Below are 18,950 nucleotides of genomic sequence, written 5' to 3'. Positions count from 1 at the left end.
CGTCCGGTTTGATCCCCGCCACCCTACCGGCGCGGGGTGGCGGGACCCTACCCGGCGTCCGCCTGCTGGACGCCGCTCAGTTGAGCCGAAACGGCCTCAGGCGGGCTGTGTCGCCGCGGCGATGCGCTCGGAGCGCAGCGCCTCGTACCAGCGGTCGTCGGTCGGCGGCAGCGCGTTCACGTCGAGGGCCAGCTTCAGCAGCAGATCCGCGATCAGCGGATTGCGTGCCATCACGGGGCCGTGCATGTACGTACCGAACACCGTGTCGTTGTACGCGCCCTCGGTGCCGTCCCCGGTGCCGTTGCCCCGGCCGAACTGGACGCGGGCGAACGGCCGCGCCGTCGGGCCGAGATGGGTGATCCCCTGGTGGTTCTCGAAACCGGTCAGGGGCGGCAGGCCCAGCTTGGGGTCGATGTCCGCGAGCACGTCACCGACGCACCGGGCGCCGTCACCGCGCGTGGAGACCACGTCGAGCAGGCCGAGACCCGGCTCGCGCTCGCCGAGGTCGTTGATGAACTCGTGGCCGAGGATCTGGTAGCCCGCGCACACCGAGAAGATGATCGCGCCGTTGGACGCGGCCCGGCTCAGGCCGCCGTCACGGCGCAGACGCTCGGCGGCGAGCCGCTGCGGCCGGTCCTCACCGCCGCCGATCAGGTAGATGTCCCCGGAGGTGGGGATGGGCTGGTCGCTGCGGACGTCGACGCGCTGCACGTCGAGACCGCGCTGACGGGCCCGGCGTTCCACCACGAGGGCGTTGCCCTGGTCGCCGTAGGTGCTGAGGAGGTCGGGGTAGACCCACACCAGCCGCAGGCTGTTGTTGCTCATGCTTCGTCCTCTCCGGAGGGGCCGGGGCCGGGGTCAGTTGCCGACACGACGGCGCAGATCCTGGAAGGCGGTGTAGTTGGCGATGACCTCGATACGGCCGGGCGGTGCGAGCTGGACGGCCTCGTCCAGGGTCTCGCAGACGCGGAAGTCGAGACCGGCCACCTCAAGGCGGACCGCGAGGTCCAGCTTCCGGTCACCCAGTACGAAGATCGGGTGGCCGTACAGCTGGGTGTAGTCGACGTCCCAGAGCCAGGAGGTGTCCGTGCCGTCCGCGCCGCGGGCGTTGACGGAGAGGATCACCGGTGTGGGCGGCGGGTCGATCAGGGAGAACGTTTCCAGCCAGCCCGCCGGGTTCTTCGCCAGCAGCAGCCGCAGCTCACGGCCGAGGAAGGTGACCACGTCGTAGCGGCCCGCCACGGCCTGCACCTGGTACATGCGCTCCAGGGCCACCTGCGGCGGCACACCGAAGACGGCGGCGACCGCGGCGGAGCTCGTGGCGTTCGCCTTGTTCGCCCGCCCGGGCAGCTGGAGATGGATGGGCCAGGCCGAGCCGTGCGGGTCGAGCACGTAGTCGCCGTTCAGCGCCCAGCTGGGGGCGGGGCGGCGGAAACCGCACTCGCCGCAGAACCAGTCGTCGCCGGGGCGCTGCATCACGCCACCGCACGACGGGCAGGACCAGGCGTCGTCCTTCCACGCCTGACCGGCCGCGACCCACACCACGTTGGGGGAGGAGGACGCCGCCCAGACGATCAGCGGGTCGTCGGCGTTGGCCACGATCACGGCCTTCGAGCCGGACAGGCCCTCACGCCACTTCTCGGCCAGCATCCGGGTCTCCGCCGCGCGGTCCAGCTGGTCGCGCGAGAGGTTGAGCAGCGCGATCACCTTGGGTGTCGTGTCGCGGGCGACTCCGGCGAGGTACTTCTCGTCGACCTCGATCACGCCGTACTTCGCGTCCGAGCCGCCGGCCAGCGCGGAGGTGATCCCCGCCGGCATGTTGGCACCCAGCGCGTTCGACACGACGGGCCCCGCGGCCTGCAGTGCCTCGGCGATCAGCCGGGTGGTGGTCGTCTTGCCGTTCGTCGCCGACACGAGGATCACGTCCAGGTGCTGCGCCAGCCGCCCCAGCAGGTCGGGGTCGAGCTTGAGCGCCACCCGGCCGCCGATCACCGATCCGCTGCCGCGCCCCGCAGCGCGCGACACCGCCGCCGCGGCCTTGCCCGCCGTCACGGCGAGCTTGGCCCGCGGCGACAACGGCTCCGTGTTGCCTGCCATCGTCCTAGATCCTCCTTGCATCGGTCCGCGCCCAGCCTATCGATGTCCGGTGCCACGACCGCACCGCGGCACCACGGGAAGGTGCGGCCCGCGGCGGAACGTACGCTTGCCGCCATGCGAAACCGCCCGATCCCCGGCAGTTCCGGACTCGTTCGTGCCATGAGTCTCTTCGGCGACCCCGTCCTGCACAGCCCCTGCGAGGAGGTCACCGACTTCGGGCCGGCCCTCGCCCGCCTGGTCGAGGACATGTTCGCCACGATGTACGCGGCGCAGGGTGTGGGACTCGCCGCCAACCAGATCGGCGTTGGGCTGAAGGTGTTCGTATACGACTGTCCGGATGACGATGATCTTCGTCACCTGGGCCATGTCGTGAATCCGGTACTGATCGAGGTGGACGGGATCACCGTACGCGGACCGGAGGGTTGTCTTTCACTTCCGGGCCTTGAGGCGGGGACCGAGCGCTTCGACCGAGCCGTCGTCGAAGGGGTGGACATCGAGGGGAATCCGGTGCGGATCACCGGCACCGGCTGGTTCGCCCGGTGCCTCCAGCACGAGTGCGACCACCTCCGGGGAACCGTCTACACCGACCGGCTCACCGGACTGCGCCGGGCCAGGGCGCTGCGCGCGGTCCGGCGGGCGCCGTGGGGGACCGGCTGAGCGCGGCTCAGAAGCCGGGGCCGCCGGGCCGGTCGCCCGCCTCGGCGAGCCTGCCCCAGAGCAGGTCGGCGAGGCTGCGCACCAACTGGGCGCGTGAGCACGGGCGGTCGCTCAGCCACCAGTCGCCCGCCGCGTGCATCATGCCGACGATTCCGTGGCCCCATATGCGGGCCATCTGTTCGTTGCCGGGACCCAGGTCCACCCGCTCGGCTATCACCTTGCCCAGCTCCTCGCCCAGGCGGCGCAGCAGCGGGGCCGAGTGCCGGCCGACGTCGAAGCCCTGCTCGGGCGCGGGAGCCGCGTCGTCGGAGGGGTGCATCAGGAAGCGGTAGACCTGGGGGCGGGCCTCGATCGCCGCGAGATACGTGTCGAGGGTCGCCTCGACCCGCTCCCGGCGCTGGGCGGGCGCGTCGAGCGCGGCGCGCAGGGCGCTGAGCAGGGAGTCGGTGTGACGCTTGGCGAGGGCGCGGTAGAGCCCGCCCTTGTCGCCGAAGTGGCGGTAGAGGATGGGCTTGGTGATCCCGGCCTCCGCGGCGATCGCGTTCATCGACGCCTTGGGCCCGTCCCTGAGCACCACCCGGTCCGCGGCTTCGAGGAGTTCGCGCCGGCGGCGCTCGGCGGCGCTCCGCTGGCGCTCGGCCTGCCGTGTGGTCTCCATGTCGTCTCTCCCCGCCCCTGGCCGTGCCTTCTCTTCGAGCCTGGGCAACGTAACACCATGGTCCGCGGTGGCGCGGACCGGAGTCCGGGTGGTTGACAGTGCTTACTTGTCGGTAACAGACTGTAGTTACCGCAAGTAACGTACGTTTTTCCACGGCAGTGCACGGAGGGGAACATGGCCGAGTTCACACTCGATCTCAACGACGACCAGAAGGAGGTCCGGGACTGGCTCCACGGCTTCGCGGCGGATGTCATCCGGCCCGCCGCCTCGGAGTGGGACGAGCGTGAGGAGACTCCCTGGCCCGTCATCCAGGAGGCCGCCAAGGTAGGCATCTACTCCCTCGACTTCTACGCGCAGCAGTTCTTCGACCCCACGGGCCTCGGCATCCCGATGGCCATGGAGGAGCTCTTCTGGGGCGACGCGGGCATCGCCCTCTCCATCGTCGGTACGGGCCTGGCGGCCGTGGGCGTCCTCGCCAACGGCACCGAGGAGCAGATCGGCACCTGGATCCCGCAGATGTACGGCGATCCGGGCGACGTGAAGGTCGCCGCCTTCTGCTCGTCCGAGCCGGACGCGGGCTCCGACGTGGGCGCGATGCGCACCCGCGCCGTCTACGACCAGGCCAAGGACGAGTGGGTCCTCAACGGTACGAAGACCTGGGCGACCAACGGCGGGATCGCCAACGTCCACGTCGTCGTCGCGGTCGTCGACCCGGAGCTCGGCTCCAGGGGCCACGCCTCCTTCATCGTCCCGCCGAGGACCGCGGGGCTCTCCCAGGGGCAGAAGTTCAAGAAGCACGGCATCCGCGCCTCGCACACCGCCGAGGTCGTGCTGGAGGACGTACGGGTGCCCGGCAGCTGCCTGCTGGGCGGCAAGGAGAAGCTCGACGCACGCCTGGCGCGCGCCCGGGAGCGGGCCGGCGGCGGCGGGGGCGAGCGCGGCAGGAACGCCGCGATGGCCACCTTCGAGGCGTCCCGCCCCGCCGTCGGCGCCATGGCCGTCGGTACGGCACGCGCGGCGTACGAGGTGGCGCTCGACTACGCGAAGACTCGTACCCAGTTCGGCCGGCCGATCATCGACAACCAGGGCATCGCCTTCCAGCTCGCCGACATGCGTACCCAGATCGACGCGGCCCGGCTGCTGGTCTGGCGCGCCTCCTGGATGGCGACCACGGGCAAGCCGTTCACCTCGGCGGAGGGCTCCATGTCGAAGCTCTACGCGAGCGAGACGGCGAAGAAGGTCACGGCCCAGGCCGTCCAGATCCTCGGCGGCAACGGCTTCACCCGTGAGTACCCGGTGGAGCGGATGCACCGGGACGCCGCGATCTACACGATCTTCGAGGGCACCAGCGAGATCCAGCGCCTCGTGATCGCCCGCACGCTCTCCGGCATGCCGATCCGCTAGACGGGCCCCCGGGCCGCATCACCCTCGCACGCCGGACGGGGCCGATCGGCGCGCCCGTCCGGCGAGCGGCGGGTCAGGCCGGCAGCTGGGCCTCGATGGCGGCGACGACCTCTGACTCCTCCGGCTCGGTGCGCGGCCGGATACGGGCCACCGGCTCGCCCGCCGGGGAGATCAGGAACTTCTCGAAGTTCCACTGGACGTCACCGGCGGCACCGTCGGCGTCCGCGAGCTTCGTCAGCTCCGCGTACAGCGGGTGGCGGTCGTCACCGTTGACGTCGAGCTTCTCCAGGAGCGGGAAGCTGACGCCGTACGTGGCCGAGCAGAAGCTCTGGATCTCCTCGGCGCTGCCGGGCTCCTGGCCGGCGAACTGGTTGCAGGGAACACCGAGAACGGTGAAGCCGCGGTCGCCGTACCGCTTCTGGAGCCGCTCCAGACCCTCGTACTGCGGGGTGAGTCCGCACTTGGAGGCCACGTTCACCACCAGGAGGGCTTTGCCCCGGTGGGCTGCGAGCGTGGTCGGCTCGCCGGTGAGCGTGCGGAGCGGGATGTCGTACAGCGTCATTCGGCTACTCCTCGGTCGCGTGGTGTCGGTCTTCATTGTGCTGCCCCGGAGGCGCCGGGGTCGCCCACCTTCTTGTAGTAGAAGGTGGACGGCCGCAGCACCCCGGCCGGATCGCCCGCGTAGTCCGGGACGGACCCGCACTCCGTCCACCCCGCCGAGCGGTAGAGGTGTTCCGCGGGACCGCCCGACTCGGTGTCCAGGATCAGCAGGGTCACGCCGGACGCGGCCGCCGCCTCTTCGGCGGCCGCGAGCAGACGGCGGCCGAGCCCCTGCCCCCGTGCCGAGGGCCGGACCATCAGTTTCGCCACCTCGGCGCGGTGGCGGGCGTTGGGGAGCGGCGGGCGGGTCAGGCCGATGGTGCCGGCCACCCGTTCCCCGTCGCGGGCGAGCCACACCAGGTGATGGCCGGCCTCCACGGACGCGGCCCGCTCCCGCCACCACGCGGCGGCCTCACCGCGGTCGAGCGGAGCGAGGAAACCGACCGAGGAACCGCCGTTGACGGTGTCCACCAGGAGGGCCGCCAGCTCGTCGGCGTACGTGACCAGCCCTGGGCCGGTCACGGGGACGATCTCGGTCATGTCGCAGATGCCTTTCTCGGCGCTGAAGGGGTCGGGTGCGGTGGTCAGGGAAGTACGGTCAGCAGGGCGTACCGGACCGGGCCGGGTCCGGGGCAGTGGAAGCGGGAGGGGCCGTGCAGCCGGAACCGCAGGCAGTCACCGGTGCGAACCGTGTGGACGCTCCCGTGGACCGTGATCTCCACTGTCCCCTCCAGGACCCAGAGGTGCTGTTCGAGGCCGGGGACGGGCGCGCCCTCGCAGGAGACGGTGGCGCCCGCGTCGAGCCTGCCCTCGATCACCTCACCGCGCAGTCCGGCGTGCGGCGGCGAGACGGAACGGCGTACAAAGCCGGAGCGCTCGTCCCGCCACACGGCCTGCCGGTCCGCGGGCACGAGCAGCGGAGGCTCGGACTCCACCTCCAGCAGCAGGCGCGACACGGTCCGTCCGTACACCGTGCACAGCCGTCCCAGCAGCGCCGCGGTCGGGCTCAGCTCGCCGCGCTCCAGCCGTGACAGTGTCGAGCGGCTCACTCCGCTGCGGCGGGACAGCTCGTCGAGCGACCAGCCGCGGCCGGTGCGCAGTTCGCCCAGCCGGGCGGCCAGCCGGGCATCGACGGAGCCGGGCTCCAGCCCTTCCCTGTCTCTCACAGCGGAGAGGATATCTCTCATCAGGGAAACGATGGCGGCCGGACACGCGAGCGGCGGGGGAGCGGCCGCACCTGAGAGGATCGGTGCGTGCCGTCCTGCGAACCAGAGCCCCTTCCGGTGGCCTTCCCCGCTCCCGGAGCCGGGACACCACCCGAGTCCGACGTGATCACCGGCCGCCGCCTGGTGCGCTGCCGGATGTGCGGACGTCCCCTCACCGGTACGGCGTCACGCCGCACCGGGCTCGGCCCCGCCTGCGACGCCAAACTGCACCCCGCCGCCCCGGACACCCGCATGCGGCGTCACGAGGTCGAGCAGGACCCCCTGCCCGGCGTCTGAGCCGTACGGCGTCCCAGGACGTCCTACGCGTCGAGCCGCCGGAACAGCCCCTCCTGCACCACCGACACGAGCAACTGGCCCTCGCGGTCGTAGATACGGCCCCGGGCCAGCCCGCGGCCGCCCGTCGCGATCGGGGACTCCTGGTCGTACAGGAACCACTCGTCCGCCCGGAACGGCCGGTGGAACCACATCGCGTGGTCAAGCGACGCCATGTCGAAACCGCGCGGCCCCCACAGCGGCTCCACCGGAATACGCACCGCGTCCAGCAGCGTCATATCGCTCGCGTACGTCAGCGCGCAGGTGTGCACGAGCGGGTCGTCGCCCAGCGGGCCGACCGCCCGCATCCACACCGCGCTGCGCGGGTCCGCGTCCTTGATCTCCTCCTGCGTCCAGCGCAGCCGGTCCACGTAACGGATGTCGAAGGGCTGGCGCCTGGCCATCCGCTCCAGCGCCTCCGGCAGCGCGCCCAGGTGCTCGCGTACCTCATCGGCGACGGCCGGCAGCTCGTCCGGGTCCGGGACCACGCGGGCCGGCGGCAGCTGGTGCTCGAAGCCGCCCTCCTCCGGACGGTGGAACGAGGCCGTCAGATTGAAGATCGTCCGGCCCTCCTGCACGGCCGTGACCCGGCGGGTGGTGAAGGACCGGCCGTCCCGAACCCGCTCCACCTGGTACACGATCGGCACCCCGGGACGTCCGGGCCGCAGGAAGTAGGCGTGCAGCGAGTGGACCGGGCGGTCGCCGTCGGTGGTGCGGCCCGCCGCCACCAGCGCCTGCCCGGCGACCTGGCCGCCGAAGACCCGCTGGAGGGACTCCTGCGGGCTGCGGCCCCGGAAGATGTTCACCTCGATCCGCTCCAGGTCGAGCAGGTCGACCAGACGCTCGGCCGGGTTCGTCATACGGTTCGTCTCCACTCTCGAAGGCGGTTCAGGTCACAGCTGACCCACGGAGGTGACCCGGACGACCGCCCGGCCCTCCTCGTCGGAAGCGGCCAGGTCGACCTCGGCGCTGATGCCCCAGTCGTGGTCCCCCGCCGGATCGGCGAAAGCCTGCCAGACCCGCCACAGACCGTGCTCCCGGTCCTCGTCGATCTTCAGCAGTTTCGGCCCCCGGGCGTCGGGACCGGTGCCCAGCTCCTCGTGCGCGTCCCAGTACCCGTCCATCGCCTCGCCCCAGGCGTCCTCGTCCCAGCCCGACCCGCCGTCCAGCTCACCGAGCTCGCGGACCCGGTCCAGTGCGGCCAGCTCCACCCGGCGGAACATCGCGTTGCGGACCAGGACCCGGAAGGCGCGCGCGTTCGCCGTGACCGGCTTGACCTCGTCCGCCCGCTCCTGCGCCTGCTCGGCGGTCTCCACCTCCGGGTTGGCGAGCTGCTCCCACTCGTCCAGCAGGCTGGAGTCCACCTGGCGCACCAGCTCGCCGAGCCAGGCGGTCAGATCCTCCAGGTCCTCCGACTTCAGGTCGTCCGGGATGGTGTGCTCAAGTGCCTTGTACGCGCCCGCCAGATAGCGCAGGACGATGCCCTCCGTACGTGCCAGCTCGTAGTGCGAGGTGAACTCCGTGAAGGTCATGGCCCGTTCGTACATGTCCCGGACCACCGACTTCGGCGACACCGGGTGGTCGCCGACCCACGGGTGGCTCGTGCGGTACACCTCGTACGCGTGCCACAGCAGCTCGCTCAGCGGCTTCGGGTAGGTGACGTCCTGGAGGAGCTCCATCCGCTCCTCGTACTCGATCCCGTCCGCCTTCATCTGCCCGACCGCCTCACCCCGCGCCTTGTTCTGCTGGGCGGCGAGGATCTGCCGGGGGTCGTCCAGGGTGGACTCGACGACCGAGACCATGTCCAGGGCGTACGACGGTGACTCGACGTCCAGCAGGTCGAACGAGGCCAGCGCGAACGTGGACAGCGGCTGGTTCAGCGCGAAGTTCTGCTGGAGGTCGACGGTCAGCCGTACGATCCGGCCCTCGGCGTCCGGCTTCTCCAGCTGCTCCACCACACCGCCGTCGAGCAGCGAGCGGTAGATGGCGATGGCCCGCCTGATGTGACGCAGCTGCGCCCTGCGCGGCTCGTGGTTGTCCTCCAGCAGGTGCCGCATGGCCTCGAAGGCGTTGCCGGGGCGTGCGATCACGGAGAGCAGCATCGTGTGCGTGACCCGGAAGCGCGAGGTCAGCGGCTCCGGATCGGACTGGATCAGCTTGTCGAAGGTGGTCTCCGACCACGCGACGAAGCCCTCGGGGCCTTCTTGCGGACCACCTTGCGCTTCTTCTTCACGTCGTCGCCCGCCTTCTTGACGGCCTTCTCGTTCTCGATGACGTGCTCGGGGCCTGGGCGACGACGAAGCCCGCCGTGTCGAACCCGGCCCGCCCGGCACGGCCGGCGATCTGGTGGAACTCCCGGGCGCGCAGCGTGCGGACCCGTGTGCCGTCGTACTTGGTGAGGGCGGTGAACAGCACGGTGCGGATGGGGACGTTGACGCCGACGCCGAGGGTGTCCGTACCGCAGATCACCTTCAGCAGCCCCGCCTGGGCGAGCTTCTCCACCAGACGGCGGTACTTGGGCAGCATCCCCGCGTGGTGCACGCCGATGCCGTGGCGTACGTAACGTGAGAGGTTCTGGCCGAACTTGGTGGTGAAGCGGAAGCTGCCGATCAGGTCGGCGATCTTCTCCTTCTCCTCCTTGGTGCACATGTTGATGCTCATCAGGGACTGCGCCCGCTCGACGGCCGCCGCCTGGGTGAAGTGCACGATGTAGACGGGGGCCTGGCGGGTGTCGAGCAGTTCGGTGAGCGTCTCGGTGATCGGCGTCAGCCGGTACTCGTAACTGAGCGGGACGGGCCGGCTGGCCGAGCGCACCACCGAGGTGGGGCGGCCGGTGCGGCGCGTGAGGTCCTTCTCGAACATCGCGACGTCGCCGAGCGTCGCCGACATCAGCACGAACTGGGCCTGCGGCAGCTCCAGGATAGGGATCTGCCAGGCCCAGCCGCGGTCCTGCTCCGCGTAGAAGTGGAACTCGTCCATCACGACCTGGCCGACGTCGGCGTACCTGCCGTCGCGCAGCGCGATCGAGGCCAGTACCTCGGCGGTGCAGCAGATGACCGGGGCGTCGGCGTTGACCGAGGCGTCGCCGGTCAGCATGCCGACGTTCTCCGTGCCGAAGAGCTTGCACAGGTCGAAGAACTTCTCCGAGACCAGCGCCTTGATCGGCGCGGTGTAGAAGGTGACCTTGTCCTGGGCCAGAGCCGTGAAGTGTGCCCCGGCGGCGACCAGACTCTTCCCCGACCCCGTGGGCGTGGAAAGGATCACGTTCGCCCCGGAGACCACCTCGATCAGCGCCTCCTCCTGAGCCGGATAGAGGGTGATGCCCTGGGTTTCGGTCCATGACGAGAACGCCTCGAAGAGGGCGTCCGGGTCGGCGGTCGGGGGCAGCTGATCGATGAGGGTCACGCCCCCATCTTGCCTGTCTTCCGCCCGGATGAGGGAACCGGACGATCAGCTGAAGATCACGGGCGGTACGCTGCCCACGCAACTCGGCCGTCCCGTACGGGCCATGGCCATGCAGGATCTACGGGGGCGGAACGACCATGATGGGACCGGCACACTCTCTGTCAGGGGCAGCGGCCTGGCTGGGGGTGGGCGCGGCGGCCGCGGCCGCCGGCCGGCCGATGCCCTGGCCCGTCCTGGTCGTGGGCGCCCTGATCTGCGCGGGCGCCGCGCTCGCCCCCGACCTCGACCACAAGTCCGCGACCATCTCGCGGGCCTTCGGGCCGATCTCCAAGGGCCTGTGCGGGATCACCGAGAAACTCTCGTGCGCCGTCTACAAGGCGACCAGGGGACCCGGCGACCCGCGCAGGAGCGGCGGCCACCGGACCCTGACCCACACCTGGCTGTGGGCCGTGCTGATCGGCGCCGGCGCCTCGGCGGCGGCGGTCACCGGCGGCCGGTGGGCGGTCCTGGCGCTCCTCTTCGTCCACCTGGTGCTCGCCGTCGAAGGACTGCTGTGGCGGGCCGCGCGGATGTCCAGCGACGTCCTGGTGTGGCTCCTGGGGCGACCAGTGCCTGGATTCTGGCCGGTGTCCTGGACAAGGCGGGCAACGGCTCCGACTGGCTGTTCACCGCCCCGGGCCAGGAGTACCTGTGGCTCGGACTGCCCATCGTCCTGGGAGCGCTCGTCCACGACATCGGTGACGCGCTGACCGTCTCCGGCTGCCCGATCCTGTGGCCGATCCCGCTGGGGCGCAGGCGCTGGTACCCGATCGGACCGCCCAGGATGATGCGGTTCAGGGCCGGCAGCTGGGTGGAGCTGAACGTGCTGATGCCGGCCTTCATGCTGCTCGGGGAGTGGGCGGCGCCGCCGCCCTCAACGTCATCTGACGGTCCGCCCGCCCGCCCTCTGCCCGTACCGGGCGAGCGGCGGGCGGCGAGCCGTAGGACCATGACTGCATGCTGCTTGCCCGGCTCGCCCGTGTGTCCCTGGAAGTCGCCGCGACCTCGGCCCGGTCCCGGAAGGTCGCCCTGCTGGCCGACCTGTTCCGGGACACCGCACCGCAGGACGTCCCGATCGTCATCCCCTACCTCTCAGGCCGCCTTCCGCAGGGGCGGCTCGGCATCGGCTGGAGCACGCTGGGCGACCCGGTGCCGCCCGCCGCCGAGCCCTCCCTCGCCGTGGCGGAGGTGAACGCCGAGCTGACGGCCGTCGGAGCGATGTCGGGCGCGGGTTCCCAGGCCGGCCGCCGCGCACGCCTCCAGCGGCTCCTCGGTGCCGCCACCGCCGACGAGCAGCGTTTCCTGCGGGCCCTGCTCACCGGTGAGGTGCGTCAGGGCGCCCTGGACGCCGTCGCCGCCGACGCACTCGCCCGGGCCGCCGGTGCGCCGCCCGAGGACGTACGGCGGGCGGTGATGCTCGCCGGTTCGTTGCAGGCGGTCGCCCGGGAGCTGCTGGCGCGCGGGCCGGAGGCGCTCGGCGCGTTCCGGCTGACCGTGGGCCGCCCCGTCCTGCCGATGCTCGCGCACACCGCGGGATCGGTCATCGAGGCGCTCGGCAAGCTGGGGCCCTGCGTCGTCGAGGAGAAGCTCGACGGCATCCGCGTCCAGGTACACAGGGACGGCGACGAGGTCCGCCTGTACACCCGGACGCTCGACGACATCACCGGGCGACTGCCGGAAATCGCCGCGGCGGTACGGGACTTCCCCGGTGAGCGGTTCATCCTCGACGGTGAGGTGATCGCGCTCGGCGCGGACGGCCGGCCCCGCCCCTTCCAGGAGACCGCCGCCCGGGTGGGCTCGCGGCGCGATGTCGCCGGGGCGGCGGCCACCGTGCCCGTCGTACCCGTCTTCTTCGACGCGCTGTCGGTCGACGGCCGTGACCTCCTCGACCTGCCCTTCACCGAACGTCACGCCGCGCTGGCCGGACTCGTTCCGGAGCGGATGCGCGTCCGCCGGGTGCTCGCCGCGGACCCGGCCGACGCAGGTACGCGCGAGGCCGCCGACGCGTTCCTGGCCACCACGCTGGCGCTGGGGCACGAGGGCGTGGTGATCAAGAAGCTTGACGCGCCCTACAGCGCGGGCCGGCGCGGGGCCTCCTGGCTGAAGGTGAAGCCGGTGCACACCCTGGACCTCGTCGTGCTCGCGGCCGAATGGGGGCACGGGCGGCGGAGCGGGAAGCTCTCCAACCTGCACCTCGGAGCGCGCGGGCCGGACGGCTCGTACGTGATGCTCGGCAAGACCTTCAAAGGGCTCACCGACACCATGCTCGCCTGGCAGACCGAACGCCTGGGCGAACTGTCCACCGGCGACGACGGCCACGTGGTGACCGTACGCCCGGAACTCGTCGTCGAGATCGCCTACGACGGCCTCCAGCGCTCCACCCGCTACCCGGCCGGTGTCACGCTGCGGTTCGCCCGGGTCCTGCGCTACCGCGAGGACAAGCGGCCCCAGGAGGCGGACACCGTCGAGACGGTCCTCTCCCGGCGGACCTGAGCGAACCGGGTCCGCCGGGAGAGCGGGACTTTCACCACACGCGCTGGTACGGCGTCAGTGGCGGATCACGGTCGCGGCCGTGTGCTCGCGGACCTGCTCCGGCGTGAGATAGGTGTCGGTGTACTCGAAGTCCTTCAGCGTCGCCGGACTGCGGAGCTGGAAACCGGTCCGTACGAAGTCGTCTCCGGCGATGGCGTTCAGCATCCAGTTCGTCATGACCCGGGTCTTGGCGACGTTCGTCCGCAGCGCCGACCAGTGATAGCCGCGGGCCACCGCCTGGGCGGGGAGACCCTTCAGCTCGATGCCGAGCGGCTTGGAGACGGCGTCCCGGCCACCGAGGTCGACGACGAGACCGAGGTCCTTGTGCTCGTACCGCGCCAGCGGCGTGCCGCGCAGGGACGCGATCAGGTTGTCGGCCACGGTGCGGCCCTGGCGCAGGGCGTGCTGGGCCGTGGGCGGGCACACCGCGCCGTCGCCCTTCGCCAGATCGGGCACCGCGGCGGCGTCGCCGAGGGCGAAGACCCCGTCCGAGCCGCGCAGGGAGAGCTCGGGCGTCACGGCGAGGCGGCCGCGTACCGTCTCCGCGCCGAGGGTGGCGATCAGCGGGCTGGCGGCGACGCCCGCCGTCCAGATCAGCGTGCGGCAGGGCAGGACCCTGCCGTCGGTGAACGTCACCCGCTCCGCGGTCGCCTCGGCGATCGAGACGCCGAGCGAGACCTCGATCCCGCGCCTGCGCAGGATCTTCATGGCGTCCCGGCCCAGCTTGTCCCCGAGTTCGGGCATGAGCTTCGGGGCGATGTCGATCAGATGCCACTTGATGAGCTTGGGATCGAGCCTCGGATAGTGCCTGAGCGCGCTGGTGGTGAGCCGTTGCAGACAGGCCGCGGTCTCCGTACCCGCGTACCCGCCGCCGACCACCACGAACTGGAGCCGTGAGGCCCGCTCCTCCTCGTCCTGGCTGGCATCGGCCAGATCGAGCTGGGCGATCACGTGGTCGCGGATGTAGGCGGCCTCGGCGAGGGTCTTCATCCCCCGCGCGTGCTCGACGAGTCCGGGGATGTCGAAGGTCCGGGTGACGCTGCCCGCGGCGAGCACGATGTAGTCGTACGGCTCGTTCACGATCTCGTCAGTGATCTTACGGACGACGCAGACCTTCGCGTCGGTGTCCACTCCGATGGCCCCGCCCGGCACGATCCGGGTGCGGTGGCGGCGGCTGCGGCGCAGCGAGACGGCGACCGACTGGGGGGTCAGTACGCCGGCGGCGACCTGTGGGAGGAGTGGCAGGTAGAGCTGGTACGAGAACGGGGTGACAAGGGTGATCTCCGCTTCTCCGGGGGTCAGCCTGCGTTCCAGTCGGCGTACGCACTCGACGCCGGCGAAGCCGGCGCCGACAACGAGAATCCTGGGTCGTGCCACGGTGTGCGTCCCTTCTCGGTCCTACGCGGTCCTGTCCTCACCTGCCCCTTATTCCGGGTGGGTCACTTCTCATCCTTACCGGAGGCATCCGAGTTCGCCTCCTGACGGTGCTGCCGGCAGCGATCCGGGTCGCTGCCGACAGCACCGGCGCCACCGTCAGGGCGGGTGCGGCCCGGGTGCGGCGGGGTCGGCTCAGCCGTGCCAGGACCGCCACAGCGCCGCGTAGGCGCCGTCCGCCGCGACCAGCTCGTCGTGGCTGCCCAGCTCGCTGATCCGGCCGCTCTCGACGACCGCGATCACATCCGCGTCGTGCGCGGTGTGCAGCCGGTGCGCGATGGCCACCACCGTACGGCCGTCCAGGACCCTGGCCAGCGAGCGCTCCAGATGCCTGGCCGCCCGCGGGTCCAGCAGCGAGGTCGCCTCGTCGAGCACCAGCGTGTGCGGATCGGCGAGCACCAGCCGGGCCAGCGCGATCTGCTGGGCCTGCGCCGGAGTGAGCGCAAGCCCGCCCGAACCGACCTCCGTGTCCAGCCCCTTGTCCAGGGCCTTCGCCCAGCCGTCCGCGTCGACCGCGGCGAGCGACGCCCACAGCTCGGCGTCGTCGGCGCCGGTACGGGCCAGCAGCAGGTTGTCCCGCAGCGAACCCACGAAGACGTGGTGCTCCTGGTTGACCAGGGCGACGTGCCGGCGTACCTGCTCGGCCGTCATCCGGGACAACGCCGCTCCGCCCAGGGTCACGTCACCCGTGCGCGGTGCGTAGATCCCGGCGAGCAGCCGGCCCAGCGTGGACTTGCCGGCCCCGGACGGGCCGACCAGCGCGAGACGCGTACCCGGAGCCACGTCCAGAGTCACCTCGTGCAGGACGTCGACGCCGGCCCGGTAGCCGAAGTGGACGTCGTCCGCCCGCACCGCGCGACCGTCCGGGCCGATCGTGTCGTCCCCGCCGTCCGGCTCGATGTCGCGCACACCGACCAGCCGGGCCAGGGAGACCTGGGCGACCTGCAACTCGTCGTACCAGCGCAGGATGAGACCGATCGGGTCGACCATCATCTGCGCCAGCAGCGCGCCCGTCGTCAGCTGACCGACCGTGAGCCAGCCCTCCAGGACGAACCAGCCGCCGAACATCAGCACCGCGCCCAGGATCGTCACATAGGTGGCGTTGATGACGGGGAAGAGCACCGAGCGAAGGAACAGTGTGTAGCGTTCCCAGGCGGTCCACTCCTTGATCCGCCGGTCCGACAGCGCGACCCGGCGGGCGCCCAGACGGTGTGACTCCACGGTGCGGCCCGCGTCGACGGTCTCGGCGAGCATCGCCGCGACGGAGGCGTATCCGGCGGCCTCCGAGCGGTACGCCGAAGGCGCCCGCCGGAAGTACCAGCGACAGCCGGCGACCAGGACCGGCAGGGCGATCAGGACGGCCAGCGCCAGCGGCGGGGCCGTCACCGTGAGCGCGCCGAGGAGCAGGCCCGCCCACACCACACCGATCGCCAGCTGCGGCACGGCCTCGCGCATCGCGTTCGCCAGCCGGTCGATGTCCGTGGTGATCCGGGACAGCAGATCGCCCGTCCCGGCGCGTTCCAGGACGCCCGGGGGCAGCGCGACCGAGCGTACGAGGAAGTCCTCGCGCAGGTCGGCGAGCATCTCCTCGCCGAGCATCGCCCCGCGCAGCCGCATGGTCCGCGTGAACACGGTCTGTACGACGAGGGCGAGGGCGAACACCGCCGCGGTGCGTTCCAGATGGAGTTCCGTGACCCCGTTCGACAGGTCCTCGACCAGCCCGCCCAGCAGGTAGGGACCGGTGATCGAGGCGATTACCGCGACCGCGTTCACCGTGATGAGCACCGCGAACGGCTTGCGGTGACGCCGCAGCAGATCGCGGACGTAGCCGCGAACGGTCGTCGGTGTGCCGACCGGCAGGGTCGTCGCCGACTCCGGGGCGGCCGGGTCGTACGCCGGTGGTGCGACGCCGATCATGCCCTCTCCTCCATCTTCTCGGTCCCGTCGGCCCGTGCGGCCTGTACGCATGCGTCCCGAGCGGCCAGGGCCGGGATCTCGTCCTCGGTCTCGCGGGTGACGACCGCCCGGTACCGGGGCTCGCCACGCAGCAGCTCGCGGTGCGAACCGACAGCCAGGACAGCGCCGCCGTGCACGAGCACCACCCGGTCGGCGAGGTCGAGCAGCAGCGGCGACGAGGCGAAGGCCACGGTCGTACGCCCGTGGCGCAGCCGCTTGATGCCGGCGGCCACCCGCGCCTCCGTGTGCGAGTCGACGGCCGACGTCGGCTCGTCGAGCACCAGTGCCTCCGGGTCGGTGACCAGGGAACGGGCCAGGGCGAGCCGCTGGCGCTGGCCCCCGGAGAGCGAACGGCCGCGCTCCGTGATCCGGGTCCCCATCGGGTCGCCCTCCGTGTCGGGCGAAGCCTGTGCCAGCGCGTCCAGCACGTCACCGCACTGGGCCGCCGCCAGGGCGTCCCCGGCGCTCACGAGACCGGAGGACGGCACATCGAGCAGCTCGCGCAGGGTGCCCGAGAGGAGGATGGGGTCCTTGTCCTGCACCAGCACCGCCGCCCGGGCGAAGTCCAGCGGCAGTTCGTCCAGCGCCACGCCGCCGAGCAGGACGGAGGGCACCTTCGGCGCCGGCGCGGTGCCGTCGCCCGACGCGTCGTCCTTCGTCTGCACGTGCCCGCCGAGCCGTTCGGCCAGCCGGCCCGCCTCGTCCGGATCGCCGCAGACCACCGCGGTGAACAGACCCCGCGGAGCCATCAGACCGGTGGCCGGGTCGTACAGGTCGCCGGCCGGGGCCATGCCCTCGATCGTGGACGGCTGCGCGCTGCGGTGCAGCGACAGCACCCGGACCGCGCGCTGCGCGGACGGCCGGGAGAAGGAGTACGCCATGGCGATCTCCTCGACGTGCCGCAGCGGGAACAGCATCAGCGTCGCCGCGCTGTAGACGGTGACCAGCTGGCCCACCTCGATGCGGCCGTCCCGGGCCAGGGCCGCTCCGTACACGACCAGGGAGATCAGCAGGATTCCCGGCAGCAGCACCTGGACCGCCGAGATCAGCGCCCACATCCGCGCGCTGCGGACCGCGGCCTCGCGGACTTCCTGGGACGCGCGCCGGTAGCGGCCGAGGAAGAGCTCCTCGCCGCCGATGCCGCGCAGCACCCGCAGGCCGGCGACCGTGTCGGAGGCCAGCTCCGTCGCCTTGCCCGCCTTCTCGCGCTGGACGTCGGCGCGCCGGGTGGCGCGGGGGAGCAGGGGCAGCACGGCCAGGGCCAGCACCGGCATGGCGACCGCGACGAGCACGCCGAGTGCGGGGAGGTAGAGGACGAGGCCGACACAGATCAGTACGAGGGCGGTGGCCGCGGCGGCGAAGCGTGAGAGCGCCTCCACGAACCAGCCGATCTTCTCGACGTCACCCGTGGAGACGGCGACGACCTCGCCGGCGGCGACCCGCCGGGTGAGCGCGGAGCCGAGCTCGGCGGTCTTGCGGGCGAGCAACTGCTGTACCCGCGCCGCGGCGGTGATCCAGTTGGTGACGGCGGTGCGGTGGAGCATCGTGTCTCCCACGGCGATGAGGACGCCGAGGGCCACGATCAGTACGCCGGCCACCACGAGGCCGCGGCCCGAGCGGTCGATGACGGCCTGGACGGCGAGACCCACGGCGAGCGGGAGCCCGGCGATGGCGCACTGGTGGAGCAGGCCCCACGCGAGGGCCTTGAGCTGTCCCGCGAGCTGGTTGCGCCCGAGCCAGAGCAGGAACCGTGGACCTGACCGGACGTCCGGATCGCCAGGATCTGCATACGGAAGATCGCGAATCTGCATGACGTCCCAGGGCTCGGAAGGGCAGAGGTCCGTGGACCTCGCGGAATCGTGAAACGGGTGGGGGGACCAAACCGTGCAAGGTTCGCGTCCTGCCCCGGTCCGAGGCAAACGATTTTCCGCTGCCGGGCCGTGCGCGGAAGGGGTTGCGGCCGGGCCGTCCGCTCCGGCGCGAGTAGTACCGAGTGGTACCGGTGGCCGGTCGCCCGGTCCATGGCGATCTCGCGCATGCGGTACGCACAGCAGTGCCATGACCGGTCCCCTCAGCAGTGCGGCGCTGCCCGCCGTTTCAGCAGCGGCGCTCCGGCATCCCGTCGACCAGGGCGGACAGCAGGCCGCCGAGCACCTCGCGCTGGCCGGCGGTGAGTGGGGCAAGGATCTCCTCCGCGGCTGCCCGGCGCGCGCTGCGCAGGGACCGCAGCGTGGCGAGGCCCTCGTCGGTGATCTCGACGCGCACGACCCGGCGGCTGGCCGGGTCGGGTGCGCGGCGCACGCGGCCGCTCGCCTCCAGGCCGTCGACCAGGCTGGTCACGGCGCGCGGAACGACGTCCAGTCGGTGGGCCAGATCGGCCATCCGGGGCGGGCCGTCGTACTGGGCGACCGTGCGCAGCAGCCGGAACTGGGCGGGTGTGATGCCGACCGGCTCCAGCTGACGGCTCTGGATGCGGTGGAGCCTGCGGGTGAGCCGCAGCAGTTGCTCGGCCAGCAGGCCGTCGGAATCGTGGGAGTCCATGAGGGAACGATATCAGGACTCCGTTCATTGTGAGTACAGGTAACAATGAGCTATGCTCTTCTACGTCACACTCCCGAACGTATGGTTAA

General features: G+C 71.6%; 15 protein-coding genes and 2 pseudogenes. 5 read left to right on the top strand and 12 right to left on the bottom strand.

What is annotated here, in order from left to right:
• Positions 1-96 precede the first annotated feature (96 nt).
• Positions 97-825 (bottom strand): type 1 glutamine amidotransferase, encoded by a 729-nt coding sequence (locus tag Sfulv_RS02715; protein WP_173310909.1) that lies wholly within the window; start codon positions 823-825, stop codon positions 97-99.
• Positions 826-858: 33 nt separating this feature from the next.
• Complete coding sequence (locus tag Sfulv_RS02710; RefSeq protein ID WP_173310908.1) at positions 859-2,097, bottom strand: Mur ligase family protein; 1,239 nt, start codon at positions 2,095-2,097, stop codon at positions 859-861.
• A 114-nt stretch (positions 2,098-2,211) separates the two neighbouring features.
• Here Sfulv_RS02710 and def point away from each other — a divergent pair, with 114 nt between their 5' ends.
• On the top strand, positions 2,212-2,754 hold the full coding sequence (gene def, locus Sfulv_RS02705) for a peptide deformylase (protein WP_173310906.1): 543 nt from the start codon (positions 2,212-2,214) through the stop codon (positions 2,752-2,754).
• 7 nt (positions 2,755-2,761) lie between these two features.
• Here def and Sfulv_RS02700 read toward each other — a convergent pair whose 3' ends face one another.
• Positions 2,762-3,412: a TetR/AcrR family transcriptional regulator gene (locus Sfulv_RS02700; protein WP_173310904.1), complete on the bottom strand. Its 651-nt coding sequence runs from the start codon at positions 3,410-3,412 to the stop codon at positions 2,762-2,764.
• A gap of 174 nt (positions 3,413-3,586) precedes the next feature.
• On the opposite strand from Sfulv_RS02700, the gene Sfulv_RS02695 reads away from it, so the two are divergent.
• A complete protein-coding gene (locus Sfulv_RS02695; RefSeq protein WP_173310902.1) occupies positions 3,587-4,816 on the top strand; it encodes an acyl-CoA dehydrogenase family protein in 1,230 nt (409 codons plus the stop codon).
• Positions 4,817-4,889: 73 nt separating this feature from the next.
• Here Sfulv_RS02695 and Sfulv_RS02690 read toward each other — a convergent pair whose 3' ends face one another.
• Genes Sfulv_RS02690 through Sfulv_RS02680 form a run of 3 tightly spaced genes read right to left on the bottom strand, consistent with a single transcriptional unit; the run spans position 4,890 to position 6,603 of the window.
• Positions 4,890-5,378: a glutathione peroxidase gene (locus Sfulv_RS02690; RefSeq protein WP_173310900.1), complete on the bottom strand. Its 489-nt coding sequence runs from the start codon at positions 5,376-5,378 to the stop codon at positions 4,890-4,892.
• A gap of 32 nt (positions 5,379-5,410) precedes the next feature.
• Entirely contained in the window at positions 5,411-5,956 is a 546-nt protein-coding gene (locus tag Sfulv_RS02685; protein WP_173310898.1) for a GNAT family N-acetyltransferase, read from the bottom strand.
• 44 nt (positions 5,957-6,000) lie between these two features.
• On the bottom strand, positions 6,001-6,603 hold the full coding sequence (locus Sfulv_RS02680) for a helix-turn-helix domain-containing protein (RefSeq protein ID WP_173310896.1): 603 nt from the start codon (positions 6,601-6,603) through the stop codon (positions 6,001-6,003).
• A 66-nt stretch (positions 6,604-6,669) separates the two neighbouring features.
• On the opposite strand from Sfulv_RS02680, the gene Sfulv_RS02675 reads away from it, so the two are divergent.
• The gene (locus tag Sfulv_RS02675; protein WP_218901811.1) at positions 6,670-6,918 is read left to right on the top strand and encodes a DUF6011 domain-containing protein; all 249 of its coding nucleotides are present in this window, start codon (positions 6,670-6,672) and stop codon (positions 6,916-6,918) included.
• 23 nt (positions 6,919-6,941) lie between these two features.
• On the opposite strand, the gene Sfulv_RS02670 is transcribed toward Sfulv_RS02675, so the two are convergent.
• Positions 6,942-7,814 (bottom strand): acyl-CoA thioesterase, encoded by an 873-nt coding sequence (locus Sfulv_RS02670; protein WP_173310894.1) that lies wholly within the window; start codon positions 7,812-7,814, stop codon positions 6,942-6,944.
• A gap of 33 nt (positions 7,815-7,847) precedes the next feature.
• A pseudogene (locus Sfulv_RS02665) lies at positions 7,848-10,359 on the bottom strand (DEAD/DEAH box helicase).
• A gap of 137 nt (positions 10,360-10,496) precedes the next feature.
• Between Sfulv_RS02665 and Sfulv_RS02660 the strand changes: the two are divergent.
• A pseudogene (locus Sfulv_RS02660) lies at positions 10,497-11,286 on the top strand (metal-dependent hydrolase).
• Between the two features lie 69 nt (positions 11,287-11,355).
• Positions 11,356-12,891: an ATP-dependent DNA ligase gene (locus tag Sfulv_RS02655; protein WP_173310892.1), complete on the top strand. Its 1,536-nt coding sequence runs from the start codon at positions 11,356-11,358 to the stop codon at positions 12,889-12,891.
• Between the two features lie 54 nt (positions 12,892-12,945).
• On the opposite strand, the gene Sfulv_RS02650 is transcribed toward Sfulv_RS02655, so the two are convergent.
• The 4 genes from Sfulv_RS02650 to Sfulv_RS02635 form a co-directional block, all read right to left on the bottom strand.
• The gene (locus Sfulv_RS02650) at positions 12,946-14,307 is read right to left on the bottom strand and encodes an NAD(P)/FAD-dependent oxidoreductase (RefSeq protein ID WP_173310890.1); all 1,362 of its coding nucleotides are present in this window, start codon (positions 14,305-14,307) and stop codon (positions 12,946-12,948) included.
• 192 nt (positions 14,308-14,499) lie between these two features.
• The gene (locus tag Sfulv_RS02645; protein ID WP_173310888.1) at positions 14,500-16,281 is read right to left on the bottom strand and encodes an ABC transporter ATP-binding protein; all 1,782 of its coding nucleotides are present in this window, start codon (positions 16,279-16,281) and stop codon (positions 14,500-14,502) included.
• Positions 16,278-18,131 carry an ABC transporter transmembrane domain-containing protein gene (locus Sfulv_RS02640; RefSeq protein ID WP_173310887.1) on the bottom strand — a complete coding sequence of 618 codons (1,854 nt, stop codon included), beginning with the start codon at positions 18,129-18,131 and terminating at the stop codon, positions 16,278-16,280. The genes Sfulv_RS02645 and Sfulv_RS02640 overlap by 4 nt, the downstream gene beginning before the upstream one ends.
• 286 nt (positions 18,132-18,417) lie before the next feature.
• Positions 18,418-18,861: a MarR family winged helix-turn-helix transcriptional regulator gene (locus Sfulv_RS02635; protein ID WP_173310885.1), complete on the bottom strand. Its 444-nt coding sequence runs from the start codon at positions 18,859-18,861 to the stop codon at positions 18,418-18,420.
• Between the last annotated feature and the right edge of the window lie 89 nt (positions 18,862-18,950).

Origin of the sequence: Streptomyces fulvorobeus (assembly GCF_013167895.1) — a bacterium.
GTDB lineage: Bacteria > Actinomycetota > Actinomycetes > Streptomycetales > Streptomycetaceae > Streptomyces > Streptomyces fulvorobeus.
The sequence above is the reverse complement of the archived record's forward strand: the minus strand, read 5'-3'. Positions and strand labels throughout refer to the sequence as shown.

Coding starts and splice junctions, on each gene's coding strand:
- Sfulv_RS02700 (WP_173310904.1), bottom strand. CDS start 3,412: ATGGAGACCACACGGCAGGCCGAGCGCCAGCGGAGCGCCGCCGAGCGC.
- Sfulv_RS02655 (WP_173310892.1), top strand. CDS start 11,356: ATGCTGCTTGCCCGGCTCGCCCGTGTGTCCCTGGAAGTCGCCGCGACC.
- Sfulv_RS02710 (WP_173310908.1), bottom strand. CDS start 2,097: ATGGCAGGCAACACGGAGCCGTTGTCGCCGCGGGCCAAGCTCGCCGTG.
- def (WP_173310906.1), top strand. CDS start 2,212: ATGCGAAACCGCCCGATCCCCGGCAGTTCCGGACTCGTTCGTGCCATG.
- Sfulv_RS02640 (WP_173310887.1), bottom strand. CDS start 18,131: ATGCAGATTCGCGATCTTCCGTATGCAGATCCTGGCGATCCGGACGTC.
- Sfulv_RS02715 (WP_173310909.1), bottom strand. CDS start 825: ATGAGCAACAACAGCCTGCGGCTGGTGTGGGTCTACCCCGACCTCCTC.
- Sfulv_RS02635 (WP_173310885.1), bottom strand. CDS start 18,861: ATGGACTCCCACGATTCCGACGGCCTGCTGGCCGAGCAACTGCTGCGG.
- Sfulv_RS02670 (WP_173310894.1), bottom strand. CDS start 7,814: ATGACGAACCCGGCCGAGCGTCTGGTCGACCTGCTCGACCTGGAGCGG.
- Sfulv_RS02695 (WP_173310902.1), top strand. CDS start 3,587: ATGGCCGAGTTCACACTCGATCTCAACGACGACCAGAAGGAGGTCCGG.
- Sfulv_RS02680 (WP_173310896.1), bottom strand. CDS start 6,603: ATGAGAGATATCCTCTCCGCTGTGAGAGACAGGGAAGGGCTGGAGCCC.
- Sfulv_RS02645 (WP_173310888.1), bottom strand. CDS start 16,281: ATGATCGGCGTCGCACCACCGGCGTACGACCCGGCCGCCCCGGAGTCG.
- Sfulv_RS02685 (WP_173310898.1), bottom strand. CDS start 5,956: ATGACCGAGATCGTCCCCGTGACCGGCCCAGGGCTGGTCACGTACGCC.
- Sfulv_RS02690 (WP_173310900.1), bottom strand. CDS start 5,378: ATGACGCTGTACGACATCCCGCTCCGCACGCTCACCGGCGAGCCGACC.